Annotated in this window: 17 protein-coding genes; all 17 read left to right on the forward strand. The window is 41.1% G+C overall.

All coding sequences use genetic code 11. The annotated features are described in order from the left end of the window. The first annotated feature begins 12 nt into the window (after positions 1-12). The 17 genes from sdaAA (at position 13) to trmD (ending at position 16,611) form a co-directional block, all read left to right on the forward strand. Positions 13-897: an L-serine ammonia-lyase, iron-sulfur-dependent, subunit alpha gene (gene sdaAA / locus IE222_RS00325; protein WP_191268576.1), complete on the forward strand. Its 885-nt coding sequence runs from the start codon at positions 13-15 to the stop codon at positions 895-897. Continuing rightward, complete coding sequence (gene recG / locus IE222_RS00330; protein ID WP_191268578.1) at positions 894-2,942, forward strand: ATP-dependent DNA helicase RecG; 2,049 nt, start codon at positions 894-896, stop codon at positions 2,940-2,942. The genes sdaAA and recG overlap by 4 nt, the downstream gene beginning before the upstream one ends. Before the next feature lie 105 nt (positions 2,943-3,047). Continuing rightward, positions 3,048-3,614, forward strand: a complete 567-nt coding sequence (gene fapR, locus IE222_RS00335) for a transcription factor FapR (protein ID WP_191268580.1) — start codon at positions 3,048-3,050, stop codon at positions 3,612-3,614. A 12-nt stretch (positions 3,615-3,626) separates the two neighbouring features. Beyond that, the gene (plsX, locus tag IE222_RS00340) at positions 3,627-4,616 is read left to right on the forward strand and encodes a phosphate acyltransferase PlsX (protein ID WP_191268582.1); all 990 of its coding nucleotides are present in this window, start codon (positions 3,627-3,629) and stop codon (positions 4,614-4,616) included. A 13-nt stretch (positions 4,617-4,629) separates the two neighbouring features. Further along, positions 4,630-5,577, forward strand: coding sequence for an ACP S-malonyltransferase (fabD, locus tag IE222_RS00345; RefSeq protein ID WP_191268584.1), 948 nt, complete (start codon positions 4,630-4,632; stop codon positions 5,575-5,577). Further along, positions 5,574-6,317 carry a 3-oxoacyl-[acyl-carrier-protein] reductase gene (fabG, locus tag IE222_RS00350; RefSeq protein ID WP_191268586.1) on the forward strand — a complete coding sequence of 248 codons (744 nt, stop codon included), beginning with the start codon at positions 5,574-5,576 and terminating at the stop codon, positions 6,315-6,317. The genes fabD and fabG overlap by 4 nt, the downstream gene beginning before the upstream one ends. Before the next feature lie 193 nt (positions 6,318-6,510). Next, the gene (gene acpP / locus IE222_RS00355) at positions 6,511-6,744 is read left to right on the forward strand and encodes an acyl carrier protein (protein WP_191268588.1); all 234 of its coding nucleotides are present in this window, start codon (positions 6,511-6,513) and stop codon (positions 6,742-6,744) included. Between the two features lie 162 nt (positions 6,745-6,906). Then, positions 6,907-7,647 carry a ribonuclease III gene (gene rnc, locus IE222_RS00360; RefSeq protein WP_191268590.1) on the forward strand — a complete coding sequence of 247 codons (741 nt, stop codon included), beginning with the start codon at positions 6,907-6,909 and terminating at the stop codon, positions 7,645-7,647. 58 nt (positions 7,648-7,705) lie between these two features. Continuing rightward, positions 7,706-11,272: a chromosome segregation protein SMC gene (gene smc / locus IE222_RS00365; RefSeq protein WP_191268592.1), complete on the forward strand. Its 3,567-nt coding sequence runs from the start codon at positions 7,706-7,708 to the stop codon at positions 11,270-11,272. A 19-nt stretch (positions 11,273-11,291) separates the two neighbouring features. Beyond that, positions 11,292-12,281, forward strand: coding sequence for a signal recognition particle-docking protein FtsY (gene ftsY / locus IE222_RS00370; protein WP_191268594.1), 990 nt, complete (start codon positions 11,292-11,294; stop codon positions 12,279-12,281). A 109-nt stretch (positions 12,282-12,390) separates the two neighbouring features. After that, positions 12,391-12,723: a putative DNA-binding protein gene (locus IE222_RS00375; RefSeq protein WP_191268596.1), complete on the forward strand. Its 333-nt coding sequence runs from the start codon at positions 12,391-12,393 to the stop codon at positions 12,721-12,723. A 12-nt stretch (positions 12,724-12,735) separates the two neighbouring features. Further along, positions 12,736-14,088, forward strand: coding sequence for a signal recognition particle protein (gene ffh / locus IE222_RS00380; protein WP_191268598.1), 1,353 nt, complete (start codon positions 12,736-12,738; stop codon positions 14,086-14,088). Positions 14,089-14,352: 264 nt separating this feature from the next. After that, positions 14,353-14,625, forward strand: coding sequence for a 30S ribosomal protein S16 (rpsP, locus tag IE222_RS00385; RefSeq protein ID WP_191268600.1), 273 nt, complete (start codon positions 14,353-14,355; stop codon positions 14,623-14,625). A gap of 11 nt (positions 14,626-14,636) precedes the next feature. Next, a complete protein-coding gene (locus IE222_RS00390; protein WP_191268602.1) occupies positions 14,637-14,867 on the forward strand; it encodes a KH domain-containing protein in 231 nt (76 codons plus the stop codon). A gap of 83 nt (positions 14,868-14,950) precedes the next feature. After that, positions 14,951-15,337 (forward strand): YlqD family protein, encoded by a 387-nt coding sequence (locus tag IE222_RS00395; protein WP_191268603.1) that lies wholly within the window; start codon positions 14,951-14,953, stop codon positions 15,335-15,337. Between the two features lie 15 nt (positions 15,338-15,352). Next, complete coding sequence (rimM, locus tag IE222_RS00400; protein ID WP_191268605.1) at positions 15,353-15,871, forward strand: ribosome maturation factor RimM; 519 nt, start codon at positions 15,353-15,355, stop codon at positions 15,869-15,871. Continuing rightward, complete coding sequence (gene trmD / locus IE222_RS00405; RefSeq protein ID WP_223282530.1) at positions 15,868-16,611, forward strand: tRNA (guanosine(37)-N1)-methyltransferase TrmD; 744 nt, start codon at positions 15,868-15,870, stop codon at positions 16,609-16,611. Before rimM ends, trmD begins: the two co-directional genes overlap by 4 nt. Positions 16,612-16,691: the final 80 nt, after the last annotated feature.

The raw sequence follows: 16,691 nt of genomic DNA on the forward strand, positions 1-16,691 counted from the left end.
GGGGGTCATTCTGTGTTTCGGAATGTAGCTGAATTAGTGGAGCTAGCAGTCAGTCAAGACAAAAAAATTTCTGAAATTATGATCGAGCAGGAAGTAACGGTAACAGGACGCTCGAAAGAGGAAGTTATGGCTTTGATGGACAGGAATCTTACTGTTATGGAGGAAGCAGTTGAACGTGGAATTAATGGAGTAACCTCTCATTCCGGTTTAACGGGCGGGGATGCTGTCCTGTTACAGAAATATATTGAAAAAGGAAATTTCTTAACAGGTGAAACGATTTTAGATGCCGTTAGTAAAGCGGTTGCAACAAATGAAGTAAATGCGGCAATGGGAACGATTTGTGCCACACCGACTGCAGGATCTGCCGGAGTAGTTCCAGGAACATTGTTTGCAGTTAAGAAAAAGCTAAATCCTACAAGGGAACAGATGATTTCGTTTCTTTTTACAGCGGGTGCATTCGGCTTTGTGGTAGCAAATAATGCCTCGATTTCTGGTGCTGCAGGAGGCTGTCAGGCAGAAGTAGGTTCTGCTGCCGGAATGGCAGCAGCTGCCATAGTTGAAATGGCAGGTGGTACACCGCAGCAATGTGCCGAAGCGATGGCCATTACTTTAAAAAATATGCTTGGTTTGGTATGTGACCCCGTTGCGGGACTTGTGGAAGTCCCATGTGTGAAACGTAATGCCATGGGGGCAGCTAATGCCATGGTGGCAGCAGATATGGCTTTAGCTGGAATTACAAGCCGAATCCCATGTGATGAAGTGATTGATGCTATGTATCGGATTGGTCAATCAATGCCAACCGCATTAAAAGAAACAGCACAGGGAGGGTTGGCGGCAACTCCGACTGGCCGGAAACTTGAGGCTAAGATCTTTGGGATGCCGCTTCAAGAAAAGTGAATCAATATCTAAACCAATCAGTAGAAGTATTGAAGGGTATAGGCGAAGAGACTGCCGAAATTTTATCTGAAATGAAAATCGGAACGATTCAGGATTTATTAGAATATTTTCCTTATCGTTATGAGGATTATCGTCTTCGTGATTTAGCAGAGGTTCAGCATGATGAGAAAGTGACAGTCGAAGGGAAGGTTCATAGCGAGCCTTCTCTTGTCTATTATGGTAGAAAAAAATCAAAGATGACTATACGGATTCTAGTTGATAGATATCTTATCAAGGCAGTCTTTTTTAACCAGCCCTACTTAAAAAATAAAATTACGATGAATGATACGGTCACGGTAACTGGAAAATGGGATGCTCATCGTCAGACGATCACGGCAAATGAGCTGCATTTAGGTTCCAATACAAAGCAGCATGATTTTGAACCCGTTTATTCATTAAAGGGAAGACTATCAACAAAAGGAATGCGGAAATTTATCAATCTGGCTTTTCAGCAATTTGGCAGTTTTATTGAAGAAACTCTGCCTGAAATTTTGCTCCAAAAATATCGTCTTCTAGGACGCCGGGAAGCTATTAAAGCTATGCATTTTCCGCAAAATCAAGAAGATGTCAAACAGGCACGGAGACGTTTCGTATATGAGGAATTTCTCTTATTTCAATTAAAAATGCAGGGCTTAAGAAAATTCGAACGGGAGCAATCTCCTGGCATAAGTCAACCATATGATCATCCAAAATTGAATGAGTTTATTTCAAGCCTGCCTTTTCCATTAACTAATGCCCAAAAACGAGTAGTGAATGAAGTTTTAAAGGATATGTCCTCCCCGTACCGGATGAACCGTTTATTACAGGGAGATGTTGGGTCTGGAAAAACAGTTGTTGCAGCCATAGCCTTATATGCTTCAGTAACAGCAGGCTTGCAAGGTGCTTTAATGGTGCCGACAGAAATTTTAGCAGAACAGCATGCCGGGAGCTTAAAGCAATTATTAGAGCCATTTAATATTAGGTGTGAACTGCTGACCAGCTCGATTAAAGGAAAGCGGAGGAAAGAGATTCTCGAGGCATTATCCACAGGGAGTGTCGATATTTTAATAGGTACCCATGCCTTAATACAAGATGACGTTTCCTTTAAACGTTTGGGAATGGTGATTACAGATGAACAGCATCGTTTCGGTGTGGGACAGCGGCGGATTTTGCGTGAAAAAGGGGAAAATCCAGATGTATTGTTTATGACGGCAACACCAATTCCTCGTACGCTGGCCATTACCGCATTTGGTGAAATGGATGTTTCAATCATTGATGAAATGCCCGCCGGAAGAAAAACAATTGAGACTTACTGGGCTAAACCGGAAATGTTGGAGCGCGTCCTCGGTTTTGTCGAACAGGAATTGGCAAAGGGACATCAAGCCTATATTATTTGTCCCTTAATTGAGGAATCGGACAAGCTGGATGTCCAAAATGCGATTGATGTTCATACAGCTTTGAGCCACTATTTTCATAATCGATATTGCGTGGGATTGATGCATGGACGATTAAGCTCTGAAGAAAAGGATTTAGTAATGAAAGCCTTTAGCTTAAACGAAGTGCAGGTGCTAGTGTCAACAACAGTGGTTGAAGTTGGTGTAAATGTCCCAAATGCAACGATAATGGTTATATATGACGCCGAAAGATTTGGATTATCGCAGCTGCACCAGCTGCGAGGCCGTGTCGGCCGGGGAAGCGATCAATCCTATTGCATTTTGCTGGCAAATCCAAAATCTGAAACGGGTCAGGAAAGAATGAGAATCATGACCGAAACAAACGATGGCTTTGTCCTAAGTGAAAAAGATCTGGAGCTCAGGGGGCCTGGTGACTTCTTTGGGAAAAAACAAAGCGGTATTCCAGAGTTTAAGGTAGCGGATATGGTTCATGATTACCGTGCCTTGGAAACAGCGCGGAATGATGCTGCAGTACTAATCCAATCGTCGTATTTTTGGACTTCCCCTGAATATAGTTATGTAAGAAAACAGCTTGAGGACGCTGGGGTTTTAGAAGGAGAAAAGCTCGATTAGTTAAAGAAGGCAGATTGCAGAAAAGAAAGTTATTCTTGCAATCTGCTTTTTTAAATTTTATACTACTCTTAGTACCTAGTCATAAGATCTCGGACGGTGTATGAAATGCGCAGAAATAAAAAAGAACGTCAGGCATTATTAACTGCAACTATAAATGAAAACCCCTTTGTAACAGATGAAGAACTGGCTGAAAAATTTAAAGTGAGTGTTCAGACGATTCGTTTGGACAGGTTGGAGTTATCGATTCCCGAACTTCGTGAACGTATTAAAACGGTGGCTGAGAAACGATTTGAAGATGAAGTCCGCTCATTGCCGCTGGATGAAGTAATTGGAGAAATTATCGATATTGAACTCGATCAAAGTGCCATTTCTATTTTTGATGTAAAGGAAGAGCATGTTTTCAAACGGAACCAAATTGCTCGTGGGCACCATCTGTTTGCTCAGGCAAACTCTCTTGCTGTAGCAGTGATTAATGATGAGTTAGCACTTACAGCTAAGGCCAATATACAATTTAAGCGTTCGGTTAAACTAAATGAACGTGTCGTGGCAAAGGCAAGAGTTAGCAAGATTGATGAAAATATTGGCAGAACTTTTGTAGAAGTAACGAGTTATGTGAATAATGAACTTGTCTTTACCGGAGACTTTGAAATGTACCGTTCGAAAACTAACTAAAGGATGAGACAGATGAAAATTGCAATCGATGCGATGGGCGGGGACAATGCCCCAAAGGAAATCGTCTTAGGGGCGATGAAGGCGGTAGAGGCCTTCTCTGATCTTCAAATTATCCTTGTCGGTGACGAAAATAAAATAAATGAAACTTTAACACGCCATGATCGAATTTCGGTAATACATACAACTGACGTCATCCTTGGTACGGATGAACCGGTCAGAGCAGTCCGCCGCAAGAAAAATGCCTCAATGGTATTGGCGGCACAGCAGGTAGCTGACGGATTAGCAGATGCCTGCCTTTCCGCGGGGAACACAGGTGCACTTATGGCCTCTGGCCTGTTTATAGTTGGAAGAATTGACGGGATTGACCGCCCGGCATTAGCGCCAACCCTGCCAACGATTGGCGGCGAGGGCTTCCTGCTTTTAGATGTTGGTGCAAATGCAGATGCCAAACCTGAACATTTGCTGCAATATGCTATTATGGGATCCATCTATTGTCAAAAGGTAAGAGGCATAACGAGTCCAAGGATCGGTCTATTAAATATCGGCACCGAAGAGAAAAAGGGAAATGAACTGACAAAGCATGCATTTGAACTGTTAAAAACGGCGAATCTGAATTTTATTGGCAACGTAGAGGCCCGTGACTTGCTTAATGGTCCCGCTGATGTCGTGGTTACAGACGGCTTTACAGGAAATATGGTATTAAAAACGATTGAGGGCACAGCCTTATCCATGTTTAAAATGTTAAAAACAACTTTAATGAGCAGTTTTAAAACCAAGCTGGCTGCTGCTGTTTTAAAGCCTAACCTTATGGAACTTAAAAACACGCTGGATTATTCAGAATATGGCGGTGCCGCGCTTTTTGGCTTAAAGGCGCCGGTTATTAAAGCACATGGTTCCTCGAACGCACAGGCGATTTTTAGTGCTGTTCGACAAACTAGGGAAATGGCTGCAAATAGTGTCGTAAGCTTAATCAAACAAACGATCGAAGAAACGAAACAATAACAGGGGTGTTACGATGAAAAAAATTGCATTTGTGTTTCCTGGCCAAGGCTCACAGGCAGTTGGAATGGGGAAAGACCTTGCAGAAAAATATCCAGAAGTAATGGTGTATTTTAACAAGGCTGACGAAACCTTAAAAACTCCATTAAGCCGTTTGATTTTTGAAGGGCCAAAGGAAGAATTAACGTTGACTGTGAATACACAGCCTGCTCTCCTGACAACGAGCATCGCTCTATTAGACTTTTTCCAACAATCCGGTGTGAAGGCTGACTTCGTTGCCGGTCATAGCTTAGGGGAATATACCGCGCTTGTAGCTGCAGGGGTCTTAACTTTCGAGGATGGAGTCTATGCTGTAAGAAAAAGGGGCGAATTTATGGAAAATGCCGTCCCAAACGGAGAAGGCTCAATGGCTGCTGTTTTAGGACTTGAGCGAGAAAAACTTTCCGAAGTTACTCAAGAAGTTACCGAATCAGGTTCACCTGTTGCTCTTGCTAATTTGAATTGTCCTGGACAGATTGTCATTTCCGGCTCAAAAGCTGGTGTAGAAACTGCTGGTGTCAAGGCGAAGGAAGCTGGTGCCAAAAGGGTTTTGCCGCTTGAAGTCAGCGGTCCATTCCATTCGCCATTAATGAAGCCGGCCGCTGCTCAGCTGCGGGAAGTATTAGATGGACTTGAAATGAATGATGCCCGTATACCAGTGGTAGCAAACGTAACTGCAGATTCTGTCAGTTCAAAGTCTGATATTAAGGATCTATTAATCGAACAGCTTTATTCACCTGTTCTTTGGGAAGATTCAATTCAAAAGATGATTGCTCTAGGTGTAGATACCTTTATTGAAATTGGTCCAGGAAAGGTTCTTTCTGGCTTAATTAAAAAGATTGATAAGACGGTTACAACATATTCCGTATCAGATGAAGCAAGTGCTTCTGCAGTAATTGATGCCTTAAAGGAGGAAAAACTATGAGTTTAGAAGGGAAAACCGCGCTTGTTACGGGGGCATCCCGGGGAATCGGCCGGGAAATAGCTATTGAGCTTGCGAGACAGGGAGCAAATGTAGCAGTTAATTTTGCCGGCAGTGAAGCAAAGGCAAATGAAGTTGTGGATGAGATTAAAGCACTTGGAAGGGATGCTTTTGCAATCCAGTGTAATGTATCTGATTCAGGTGAAGTTACTGAAATGGTTAAAGCGACTATTGATCATTTCGGCAGTTTAGATGTTCTTATTAATAATGCCGGCATCACAAAGGATAATTTATTAATGAGAATGAAGGAAGACGAATGGGATGATGTCATTAATATTAACCTTAAAGGGGTTTTCTTAGTGACAAAAGCGGTAACTAGACAAATGATGAAGCAGCGCAAAGGAAGAATCATTAATATTGCTTCAATTGTGGGTGTCAGCGGAAACCCTGGCCAAGCAAACTATGTGGCAGCTAAAGCCGGAGTCATTGGTTTAACTAAGACAACTGCTAAGGAGCTTGCTTCCCGTAATATTACTGTAAATGCTATTGCACCTGGTTTTATCACGACGGATATGACCGATAAGCTTCCGGAAGATGTCCGGGCTGAAATGTTAAAACAAATTCCTTTAGCTCGTTTAGGAGAACCTAAGGATATTGCCAAAGCAGCTGCATTCTTAGCAACTGATGATGCTGCCTATATTACAGGACAAACGATTCATATTGACGGCGGAATGGTAATGTAGGTAGAAATCCGGAAGCGGCTTGCCCAGGGGCGACAAGCATAAGTCGAGCCGGCGAGAAGGCTGCTTTTTAACCTTTTTGACGGATTGGCTGTAGACCACAGAGCCCCTAGCCGCTGAGGCTGGACAATTCTCAAAGTTGGTCTGTATTATTTAATTGAAATCCTTTATAATAGCTTGAGGGGAGGTGAAGAGCATGGCAGAAGTATTAGAACGTGTAACAAAGATCATCGTTGACCGTTTAGGTGTGGACGAGTCCCAAGTAAAACTTGAGGCTTCATTTAAAGATGATCTTGGTGCTGATTCCCTTGACGTAGTTGAATTAGTTATGGAATTAGAAGATGAGTTTGATATGGAAATTTCTGACGAAGATGCTGAAACGATCGCCACTGTAGGTGATGCTGTTAACTACATAAATAGCAAAAAGTAATTTCGTTAGAGCCATTCAGCAAAGCCCCGTTTTCAAACGGGGCTTTCTTCTGTAAAATAGACTTGGCATTATCTATTAAATTGCCAAGTTTCTTTGCGTTTTGCGGCTGTTTTTCTTAAACTAACAATAGCAGGCTGAAATTAGAACAAGGTGGAGACTTTAATGCGCTGGAATGGGAAAGAAAAGGAAGTAAATCATCGTAGAAAAGAACCCCAATTTAAAGAATTGCAACAGTTAATTGGGATTGTATTTCAAAACGAAAAATTATTAAGACATGCTTTTACTCATTCATCATATGTGAATGAGCATCGAAAAAAGCCTTTTGAAGATAATGAAAGGCTGGAGTTTTTAGGAGATGCTGTACTAGAACTGACTGTTTCTCAATTCCTCTTTAAAAAATATCCAACAATGACCGAAGGAGAACTGACAAAACTAAGGGCTGCCATAGTTTGTGAACCGTCACTTGTTACCTTTGCCAATGAGCTAGGGTTTGGCAAATTAATTTTGCTCGGCAAAGGGGAAGAAATGACAGGCGGAAGAGAACGGCCAGCATTACTTGCTGATGTTTTTGAAGCGTTCATTGGGGCACTTTATTTGGATCAAGGAATTGAAACAGTAATTGGATTTTTAGAAAAAACAGTTTTTCCTAAAATTAATGCCGGTGCTTTTTCTCATGTGATGGATTTTAAAAGCCAATTGCAGGAGCTAGTACAACGAGATAGTACAGGTGTAATCGAATACTGTGTCCTTCAGGAAAAAGGACCTGCCCATAATAAAGAATTTGTCTCAAAGGTCACCTTAAATGGGGAAGAATTAGGAATTGGGACGGGCCGGTCAAAGAAGGAAGCCGAACAGCATGCTGCACAAATGGCTTTATCGGTATTGAAAACAAAGGCAACTTAGAATGGACAAATGTTTGAGAGGAGAAATCCCTTTTAGCATTTAGGGAGGATTAAAAGGAATGTTTTTAAAACGGTTAGACATTATTGGCTTTAAATCGTTTGCTGACCGGATCAGTGTTGATTTTGTAACAGGAGTAACCGCGGTGGTAGGACCGAATGGCAGCGGAAAAAGCAATATTACCGATGCCATCCGCTGGGTATTAGGGGAACAGTCGGCCAAATCACTCAGAGGCAGTAAAATGGAAGATATTATTTTTGCCGGCAGCGACTCAAGGAGACCGCTTAATTTTGCTGAGGTTACGTTAACGTTAGATAATGAGGATCAAGGCCTAGGGATCGCGTACAACGAAGTAAGTGTTACTAGAAGAGTTTCCAGGTCAGGTGACAGTGAATATTTGATTAATAAACAGCCGTGCAGATTAAAGGATATTATTGACTTATTTATGGATTCTGGACTTGGCCGGGAAGCATTTTCAATAATCAGCCAAGGAAAAGTAGAAGAAATATTAAACAGCAAAGCAGAAGATCGGCGGACGATTTTTGAAGAAGCAGCAGGAGTATTAAAATATAAAAATAGAAAGAAAAAGGCAGAAGGAAAATTAGCCGAAACGCAAGAAAATCTAAATCGTGTAAATGACATTCTTCATGAATTAGGAGCACAGGTCGAACCGCTTAAGATGCAAGCTTCAATGGCGAAAGACTATTTAGAGAAAAAAGCAGAGCTTGAAAAATTTGAAGTAGCCTTAACAGTACTTGAAATTGAAGAATTAAACCAGGAATGGGAAGGTCTTTCTAAACAGCTGAACGAGCACCAACAAGAGGAACTTAAGCTTTCGAGCGAACTCCAGCTAAAGGAAGCTAAAATTATTGAGACAAGAGATAAAACTTCCGCCCTGGATGAATCGATTTCAGAGCTTCAAAATGTCCTTCTCCATGCTAGTGAGGAACTTGAAAAGCTTGAAGGTCGTAAGGAAGTATTAAAAGAACGACGGAAAAATGCAGCAAATAATAAAGATCAGCTAAAAATAAATATTGCTGAGTTAGCGGATAAAATTGCTGCTCAACAACAAAATCGAGATATGCTGGCTGTATCCGTTGAACAGCTTGAAGTGCAGGTTCGACAACTGCAAACACGTCTTAAGGAGAAGCAGGAAAGACTGTTATTGTTTGGTGAAAATATTGATGAAAAAATTGACGACTTAAAAAGCGAATATATCGAGCTGTTAAACGAACAAGCTGGTGCGAAAAACGAGTTAAGATACATTGAGGAACAGTCAAAGCAGCAGGAAAGAAAAAGTGTCCGTCTTGATGAGGAGAATGAAAAATTTCTGTTAGAGCGGCAGAAAGCGGAAAAGAAAAAGTCCGACATTCAAGCAAGGATTGATGAATTAGGTCAAAAACTTGATACACAAGTGGTTGGTTATCGTGAATTACAGCGACAGCTTGAAGTATTAAAAAATAACTACCAAAAACAAGAGAAAACATTGTATCAAGCCTATCAGCTATTGCAGCAGGCTAAATCAAAAAAGGAAATGCTCGAAGAACTGGAAGAGGATTACTCAGGCTTCTTTCAAGGTGTTAAAGAGGTGTTAAAGGCAAGAGGCACGAAGCTTGAAGGGATTGAAGGTGCAGTTGCTGAACTAATCCATGTTCCTAAGGAATATAGTGTGGCGCTTGAAACTGCTCTTGGCGGAGCTTTGCAGCATATTGTCGTTGATACCGAAACAAATGCGCGTACAGCTATTCAATATTTAAAGCAGCATTCTTTTGGTAGAGCGACCTTTTTACCTTTAAGTGTTATGAAAGGACGGCCATTGTCTCAGGCACAAATTAGTTTAATACAAAGCCATCCTTCTTTCATCGGTACAGCTGTTAGACTTGTCCAATTTAAGGATAAATATGTCGAGGTAATGAACAATCTTTTAGGCAGTGTTATCATTACGAAAGATTTAAAGGGTGCCAATGAGTTAGCGAAAATTCTTCAGTACCGTGTCCGCTTGGTAACTCTTGAAGGCGATGTTGTCAATCCTGGCGGATCGATGACAGGCGGTGCTGTGAAACAAAAGACATCTTCCCTGTTAACTAGAAAAGGCGAGCTTGATGATCTAAAGGAAAAGCTGGTCATAATGGAAGAAAAAACAGCTGATCTTGAGCAAACTGTCAAGTCATTAAAAGAAGAAGTCCGGTTAGGGGAGCTCGAGCTTGAATCGATGCGAGAGTCAGGCGAAGAATTAAGGCTGACAGAACAAACCTTAAAGGGAGATCTTCGCGAAGCGGAGCTGGAAGAGAAAAATATTAATGAACGATTGGCGATCTATGATCTCGAAAAAGGTCAATTTTTTGATGAGATTAGTAATTTAGGCAAAAGAAGAGATACCATTTCCCAAGCGTTAACAGCCTATCAATTACAGATTGCTGAACTCGATAAACAAATCGTGCAATTGACGGAACAAAAGACTCAAGACCTTACATCAAAAGAGGCCATTACCAACGAGATTAACAATCTACAGATTAAGCTGGCATCAAAGAATGAACAGTATTCACACACGAAAGAGCGGTTTGCGGCCATTAAAGCGGAGCTGCAAGAAAATGAGCAAAAACTGTCCATTCTATCCGAAGATTTAAATCTGTTATCGACAGAAATGTCAAGCAGCACTTCAGGCGAGGAACAATTAGAAGCTGCCTCTAAGCGAAAGCAGCAAGATAAAGAAGCCACTTTACAATTAATTACTTCTAGAAGGCAGGAGCGTCTAGAACTTCAAGAGACATTAGAACATTTAGAACTCGAAGCCCGAGAAGTGAAGCGACTCCATAAAGGAATGACAGTTGTTTTAAAGGACGAGGAAGTAAAATTGAATCGTATGGATGTGGACCTGGAGAACCGGCTTGCCCGCTTAAGGGAAGAATACTTATTATCGTTTGAAGGGGCTAAAGAGCAATACCCATTAACCGTCCCTGTTGAGGAGGCCCGTAAAAAGGTAAAGCTGATAAAGCTCGCGATTGATGAGCTTGGTAATGTGAATCTTGGGGCAATCGAAGAATACGAGCGTGTTTCGGAACGTTACGAGTTTTTAAATGAACAAAAAACCGATCTACAAGAAGCGAAGGATACCCTTTTCCAGGTCATTGATGAAATGGATGAAGAAATGAAAAAGCGTTTCAAACAAACGTTCGATGGAATTCGCGAACAATTTGAACCGGTCTTTCGGGTTCTTTTTGGCGGCGGCAGATCAGACCTGATTCTAACAGATCCGGAGGATATTCTGAATACTGGCGTGGAAATTGTCGCCCAGCCACCGGGAAAAAAGCTGCAAAACCTTGGTTTATTATCTGGGGGAGAAAGGGCATTGACGGCAATTGCCTTACTTTTTTCAATCTTAAAGGTACGACCTGTTCCTTTTTGTATCCTTGACGAGGTTGAGGCAGCCCTAGACGAAGCGAATGTTCAGCGCTTCAGCCAATATTTAAAACGTTACAGCTCAGAGACTCAATTTATTGTGATCACCCACCGGAAAGGGACAATGGAGGAAGCGGATGTTCTCTATGGAGTGACAATGCAGGAATCGGGCGTCTCAAAGCTTGTATCCGTTCGGCTGGAAGAAACGAAGGAACTAGTAGAACAATAATTTTAAGGGAAGTGAATGTATGAGTTTTTTTAAGAAACTAAAAGAAAAGATCACAAAATCAACGGATTCTGTAACAGAAAAGTTCAAAGAAGGTCTATCGAAAACAAGGAATAATTTTTCCTCGAAAGTAAATGATTTGGTTGCCAGATATCGTAAAGTGGACGAAGAATTTTTCGAAGAATTAGAGGAAATTCTTATTCAGGCAGATGTCGGTTTTGATACGGTCATGGAGCTGATTGATGAGCTTAAAATGGAGGTAAAACGTCGTAATATCCAAGAACCTGCGGAGGTCCAAAGTGTAATCTCGGAAAAGCTTGTCGATATTTACAATTCAGGTGAGGAATTATCCTCTGATTTGAATATCCAGGAGAATGGTCTCACGGTAATATTATTTGTCGGGGTTAATGGTGTTGGAAAGACAACTACAATCGGCAAGCTCGCCCATAAATTTAAGAGTGAAGGGAAAAAAGTACTGTTAGCAGCGGGCGATACATTCCGTGCCGGTGCAATAGAACAGCTCGAGGTTTGGGGTGACAGGGTTGGTGTTGAAACGATTAAGCAGGCTGAAGGATCTGATCCTGCGGCCGTAATGTTCGATGCGATTGCCGCCGCGAAATCTCGTAAAGCGGATATTTTGCTCTGTGACACAGCGGGACGTCTGCAAAATAAAGTAAACTTGATGAAAGAGCTTGAAAAGGTGAAGCGCGTCATTGAGCGGGAAATCCCAGGTGCCCCGCATGAAGTACTGCTTGTACTTGATGCAACAACTGGGCAAAATGCTTTAATTCAGGCTAAAACGTTTAAAGAAGCGACAAATGTCAGCGGGATTGTTCTTTCTAAATTAGACGGTACCGCTAAAGGCGGGATTGTATTGGCAATTCGCAAAGAATTAAATATTCCAGTGAAGTTTGTAGGTCTTGGTGAAAGAATGGATGACCTGCAGGAATTTGATGCTGAGAAATATGTGTACGGTCTATTTGCCGAGCAAGTTGAAAAAGCAGATTTATAAGAGACAAAAAGTGTCATCATTAGCGTTGTAAAGATAATTTCTTGACAGAAACATAATCGCTGTGTAAACTCTTTGTAAAGGCTTTTCACTTAACAAGGGGGGCTCATGTTTGCTTGAAAAAACAACGCGAATGAACTATTTGTATGATTTTTATAACTCGTTGTTAACACCGAAGCAGCAAAGCTATATGTCTCTCTATTATCTTGATGATTACTCACTTGGTGAAATTGCCGAAGAGTATGGGGTCAGCCGCCAAGCCGTTTATGATAATATTAAACGGACAGAAGCAATGCTTGAGGAATATGAAGCAAAGCTTTTGCTGCTGCAGAAATTTCAAGAACGTTCAGAGCTAATAAAAAAAATGAAAAAAATGCTGTTGGAGGAGGACCCTTCAAAGCAGGCAATGTTAGATACAATTGCGAAGTTGGAGAATTTAGATTAGGAGGCGGCATTGATGGCATTTGAAGGATTAGCCGACCGACTGCAAAGTACGATTCAAAAGATCCGCGGAAAAGGTAAAGTTTCAGAAGCGGATGTAAAAGAAATGATGCGTGAAGTACGTCTAGCTCTGCTTGAAGCAGACGTCAACTTTAAAGTCGTCAAAGATTTTGTTAAAAAAGTTAGTGAACGGGCTGTAGGGCAGGAAGTACTAAAAAGCTTAACGCCCGGTCAGCAGATTATTAAAATTGTAAATGAAGAATTAACGTTGTTAATGGGCGGCGAGCAGAGTAAAATTGCTGTATCGAACCGCCCGCCTACAGTCATTATGATGGTCGGCCTGCAAGGTGCCGGTAAAACAACAACGACTGGAAAATTGGCCAATTTGCTGCGAAAAAAATATAATCGTAAGCCTTTACTCGTGGCTGGCGATATATATCGTCCGGCTGCCATTAAACAGCTTGAAACTCTGGGTAAACAATTAAGCATGCCGGTATTCTCATTAGGGGATCAAGTAAGTCCGGTTGAAATTGCCAGACAGGCCATTGCAAAAGCTAAAGAGGATCACCATGATTATGTCCTGATTGATACAGCAGGTCGTCTTCATGTGGATGAAGCCTTAATGAATGAGCTAAAGGACATTAAAGAATTAACAAAGCCGGATGAAATTTTCTTGGTTGTAGATGCGATGACGGGTCAGGACGCCGTCAATGTTGCCCAAAGTTTTAATGAACAGCTCGGTATTACCGGAGTAGTGTTAACAAAGCTTGATGGTGATACACGAGGAGGAGCAGCGCTTTCAATTCGCGCCGTTACGGATAAACCAATTAAGTTTGTTGGTCTTGGAGAGAAAATGGATGCCATTGAGCCGTTTCACCCTGAACGAATGGCATCAAGAATTCTCGGTATGGGTGATGTACTGACACTTATTGAAAAAGCGCAATCAAATATCGATGAAGAAAAAGCCAAAGAGTTAGAACAGAAAATGCGGACAGCCTCTTTTACGCTTGATGACTTTTTAGAACAGCTTGGTCAAGTCAGAAAGCTTGGGCCGCTCGACGAACTGTTAAAAATGATGCCAGGAGCAGGCAAGATTAAAGGCTTAAATAATATTCAAATCGATGAAAAACAAATCTCCCATGTAGAGGCAATCATCCGTTCGATGACGAAGGAAGAAAAGCTTCGCCCTGAACTTATGAATTCAAGCCGCAAGCGCCGGATTGCCAAAGGCAGCGGTCGTACAGTTGCGGAAGTAAACCGTTTGCTTAAACAGTTTGAAGATATGAAAAAAATGATGAAGCAAATGACAGGCATGCAGCAAAAAGCAAAGAAAAAAGGTGGATTTAAATTTCCTTTTAATCCATTTTAAAACGAAAAGCGGAAGGGCTTTGACCAGGTGCGAAAGGCATAAGGCAAGCTGGCGAGAAGGCTGTTTTTTAGCCTTCTTGACGAATTGGCTGTAGACCTGCGAGCCCCTAGGTGCTGGAGCTGGACTTTATCAAAGTTCAATTTATATCCTGTTTTATTTTAGTAAATATTGGTAATACTGTGTGTAAAGAAAAAACACTTTACAAATCAAAAATAAATTGATATTATACTATCTTGTGTGAAACTATTCGGAGGTGCTATTAAAATGGCAGTAAAAATTCGCTTAAAACGTATGGGAGCAAAGAAAACTCCTTTCTATCGTATTGTAGTTGCAGATTCTCGTTCACCACGTGATGGACGCTTCATTGAAACAGTTGGGACTTACAACCCTGTTGCAGAACCAGCTTTAGTTGAGATCAATGAAGAATTAGCTCTTAAATGGTTACAAAATGGTGCAAAACCATCTGATACAGTTCGTAACCTTTTCTCTAAACAAGGTATTATGGAGAAATTCCATAATGCTAAATTGAGCAAGTAAATTTAGCGGCTATGAAAGAATTGATTGAAACAATTGTTAAGCCTCTAGTTGATTTTCCTGAAGATGTCCGTGTCAGCACGGCCGAGGAAGATACTCGCATTACTTATCATCTTTCTGTTAACAAGGCGGATATGGGTAAAGTGATTGGAAAGCAGGGGCGCGTTGCAAAAGCCATTAGGACTGTTGTTTATGCAGCAGGATCTTCACAACAAAAGAAAATATTTCTAGAAATTGGTGAATAGCTTTTTGCATCTAGATAAAAGGGAGGGATTGATTCCTCCCTTTTTTGCTATAGGAAAAGCCGTAGCCTAGAGGAGGAAACCGCGTGCAGCTAATCCAGACCGTTGTGGTAAAACAAATATTAACAGAAACGAGCAAACAGCAGCTTTTTGACCAATACCAATCCCGCAAACTTCAACTTCAGAAGGAATGCGATCAACTTCAATTTGAATTAAAACGTTTGGAAAGAACTAAAAACTTCTCACCAACTACACTTAAAAAGCATTTTGAAAAAGAAATTCAAATGAGGAAGGAAAAAATTAAGCTTCTTGAGTTTCAAATCGAACAATTACATATCCTACCATTAGGAAGTGAATTAAAAGAAAAGGAAGTTCAAGCACTTATAGAAGTAAAAGTCGGTGATGTATGGAATGAAGAAGCAGGGCAGCCAACGATTGTAATTAAAGATGGTATAATCGAGGACATAAGATAGAAGGTGATTGAGATTATGGAAAAATGGTTTAATGTTGGAAAAATTGTAAACACCCATGGCATAAAAGGAGAAGTACGTGTTATCTCCAAGACGGATTTTCCTGAGGAACGATACAAGGCTGGTAATAAGTTATTTTTATTTATGAAAAATGAGAATGAACCCATTGAATTAACTGTTAAACATCATCGTACCCATAAAAATTTTAATTTATTAATTTTTGAAGGACTTGAAAATATCAACTTAGTGGAAAAGTTTCGGGATGGCATTTTGAAGGTGCCAGAGTCGCAGTTAAGCGAATTGGAAGAGGATGAGTTTTATTTTCATGAAATCATTGGCTGCCAGGTCTTTCTCACATCTGGTGAAGTACTTGGAAAGATAAGCGAAATACTCACTCCCGGTGCAAATGACGTTTGGGTCGTAAAAGGAAAAGACGGCAAAGAGGTTTTAATCCCATATATTGCTGATGTTGTCAAGAAAGTTGATGTTAAGGAAAAAACAGTAATAATAGAACCAATGGAAGGGCTTCTATCATGATGCATATTGACATCCTGACGCTTTTTCCAGAAATGTTTACAGGGGTACTGGGACATTCAATATTACATAAAGCGGCTGAAAAGTCGGCTGTCCACTATAATGTGGTCAATTTTCGAGAGTTTTCTGATAATAAACATTCGTCTGTTGATGATTATCCATACGGCGGCGGTGCAGGCATGGTGTTAATGCCGCAGCCAATCTTTGACGGTGTGGCTGCCCTTAAAGAAAGGGCAGATAGTAAGAATCAAAGAGTGATCCTCCTTTGCCCTCAGGGAACTAGATATGATCAGCGGAAGGCTGAAGAATTAGCAAAAGAAGAGCATTTGATTTTTATTTGTGGTCACTATGAGGGATATGATGAACGAATCCGTAAGCATGTTGTAACCGATGAAATATCCATTGGTGATTATGTTTTAACAGGCGGCGAACTTGGTGCCATGGTTGTAATCGATAGTGTTGTCCGCCTATTACCGGAAGTGTTAGGCAACGAGGAATCTCACCAGAAGGATTCCTTTAGTACTGGATTGTTAGAACACCCTCATTATACAAGGCCGGCTGATTTTCGCGGTATGAAGGTACCCGAAGTGCTTCTATCCGGAAATCATAAAATGATCGAGGAATGGCGAAATAAAGAAGCTTTAAGGCGAACATTGGAAAGAAGACCTGATTTGTTAGAGAAAATGGAACTTACACCTCAGCAAGAAAAATGGCTCCGAGAAGTTGAAAAAGAAGACAACTAGTATTGCAGGCTTGAAATAAATATGGTATTATACATCTTGTGACTTTAACTGAAACCTTTCAGAAAAGGTCTTATAACGAT

The sequence above is a fragment of the Neobacillus kokaensis genome (genome assembly GCF_014656545.1).
GTDB lineage: Bacteria > Bacillota > Bacilli > Bacillales > Cytobacillaceae > Neobacillus > Neobacillus kokaensis.

Coding starts and splice junctions, on each gene's coding strand:
- fapR (WP_191268580.1), top strand. CDS start 3,048: ATGCGCAGAAATAAAAAAGAACGTCAGGCATTATTAACTGCAACTATA.
- plsX (WP_191268582.1), top strand. CDS start 3,627: ATGAAAATTGCAATCGATGCGATGGGCGGGGACAATGCCCCAAAGGAA.
- fabD (WP_191268584.1), top strand. CDS start 4,630: ATGAAAAAAATTGCATTTGTGTTTCCTGGCCAAGGCTCACAGGCAGTT.
- fabG (WP_191268586.1), top strand. CDS start 5,574: ATGAGTTTAGAAGGGAAAACCGCGCTTGTTACGGGGGCATCCCGGGGA.
- acpP (WP_191268588.1), top strand. CDS start 6,511: ATGGCAGAAGTATTAGAACGTGTAACAAAGATCATCGTTGACCGTTTA.
- rnc (WP_191268590.1), top strand. CDS start 6,907: ATGCGCTGGAATGGGAAAGAAAAGGAAGTAAATCATCGTAGAAAAGAA.
- smc (WP_191268592.1), top strand. CDS start 7,706: ATGTTTTTAAAACGGTTAGACATTATTGGCTTTAAATCGTTTGCTGAC.
- ftsY (WP_191268594.1), top strand. CDS start 11,292: ATGAGTTTTTTTAAGAAACTAAAAGAAAAGATCACAAAATCAACGGAT.
- ffh (WP_191268598.1), top strand. CDS start 12,736: ATGGCATTTGAAGGATTAGCCGACCGACTGCAAAGTACGATTCAAAAG.
- rpsP (WP_191268600.1), top strand. CDS start 14,353: ATGGCAGTAAAAATTCGCTTAAAACGTATGGGAGCAAAGAAAACTCCT.
- IE222_RS00390 (WP_191268602.1), top strand. CDS start 14,637: ATGAAAGAATTGATTGAAACAATTGTTAAGCCTCTAGTTGATTTTCCT.
- rimM (WP_191268605.1), top strand. CDS start 15,353: ATGGAAAAATGGTTTAATGTTGGAAAAATTGTAAACACCCATGGCATA.
- trmD (WP_223282530.1), top strand. CDS start 15,868: ATGATGCATATTGACATCCTGACGCTTTTTCCAGAAATGTTTACAGGG.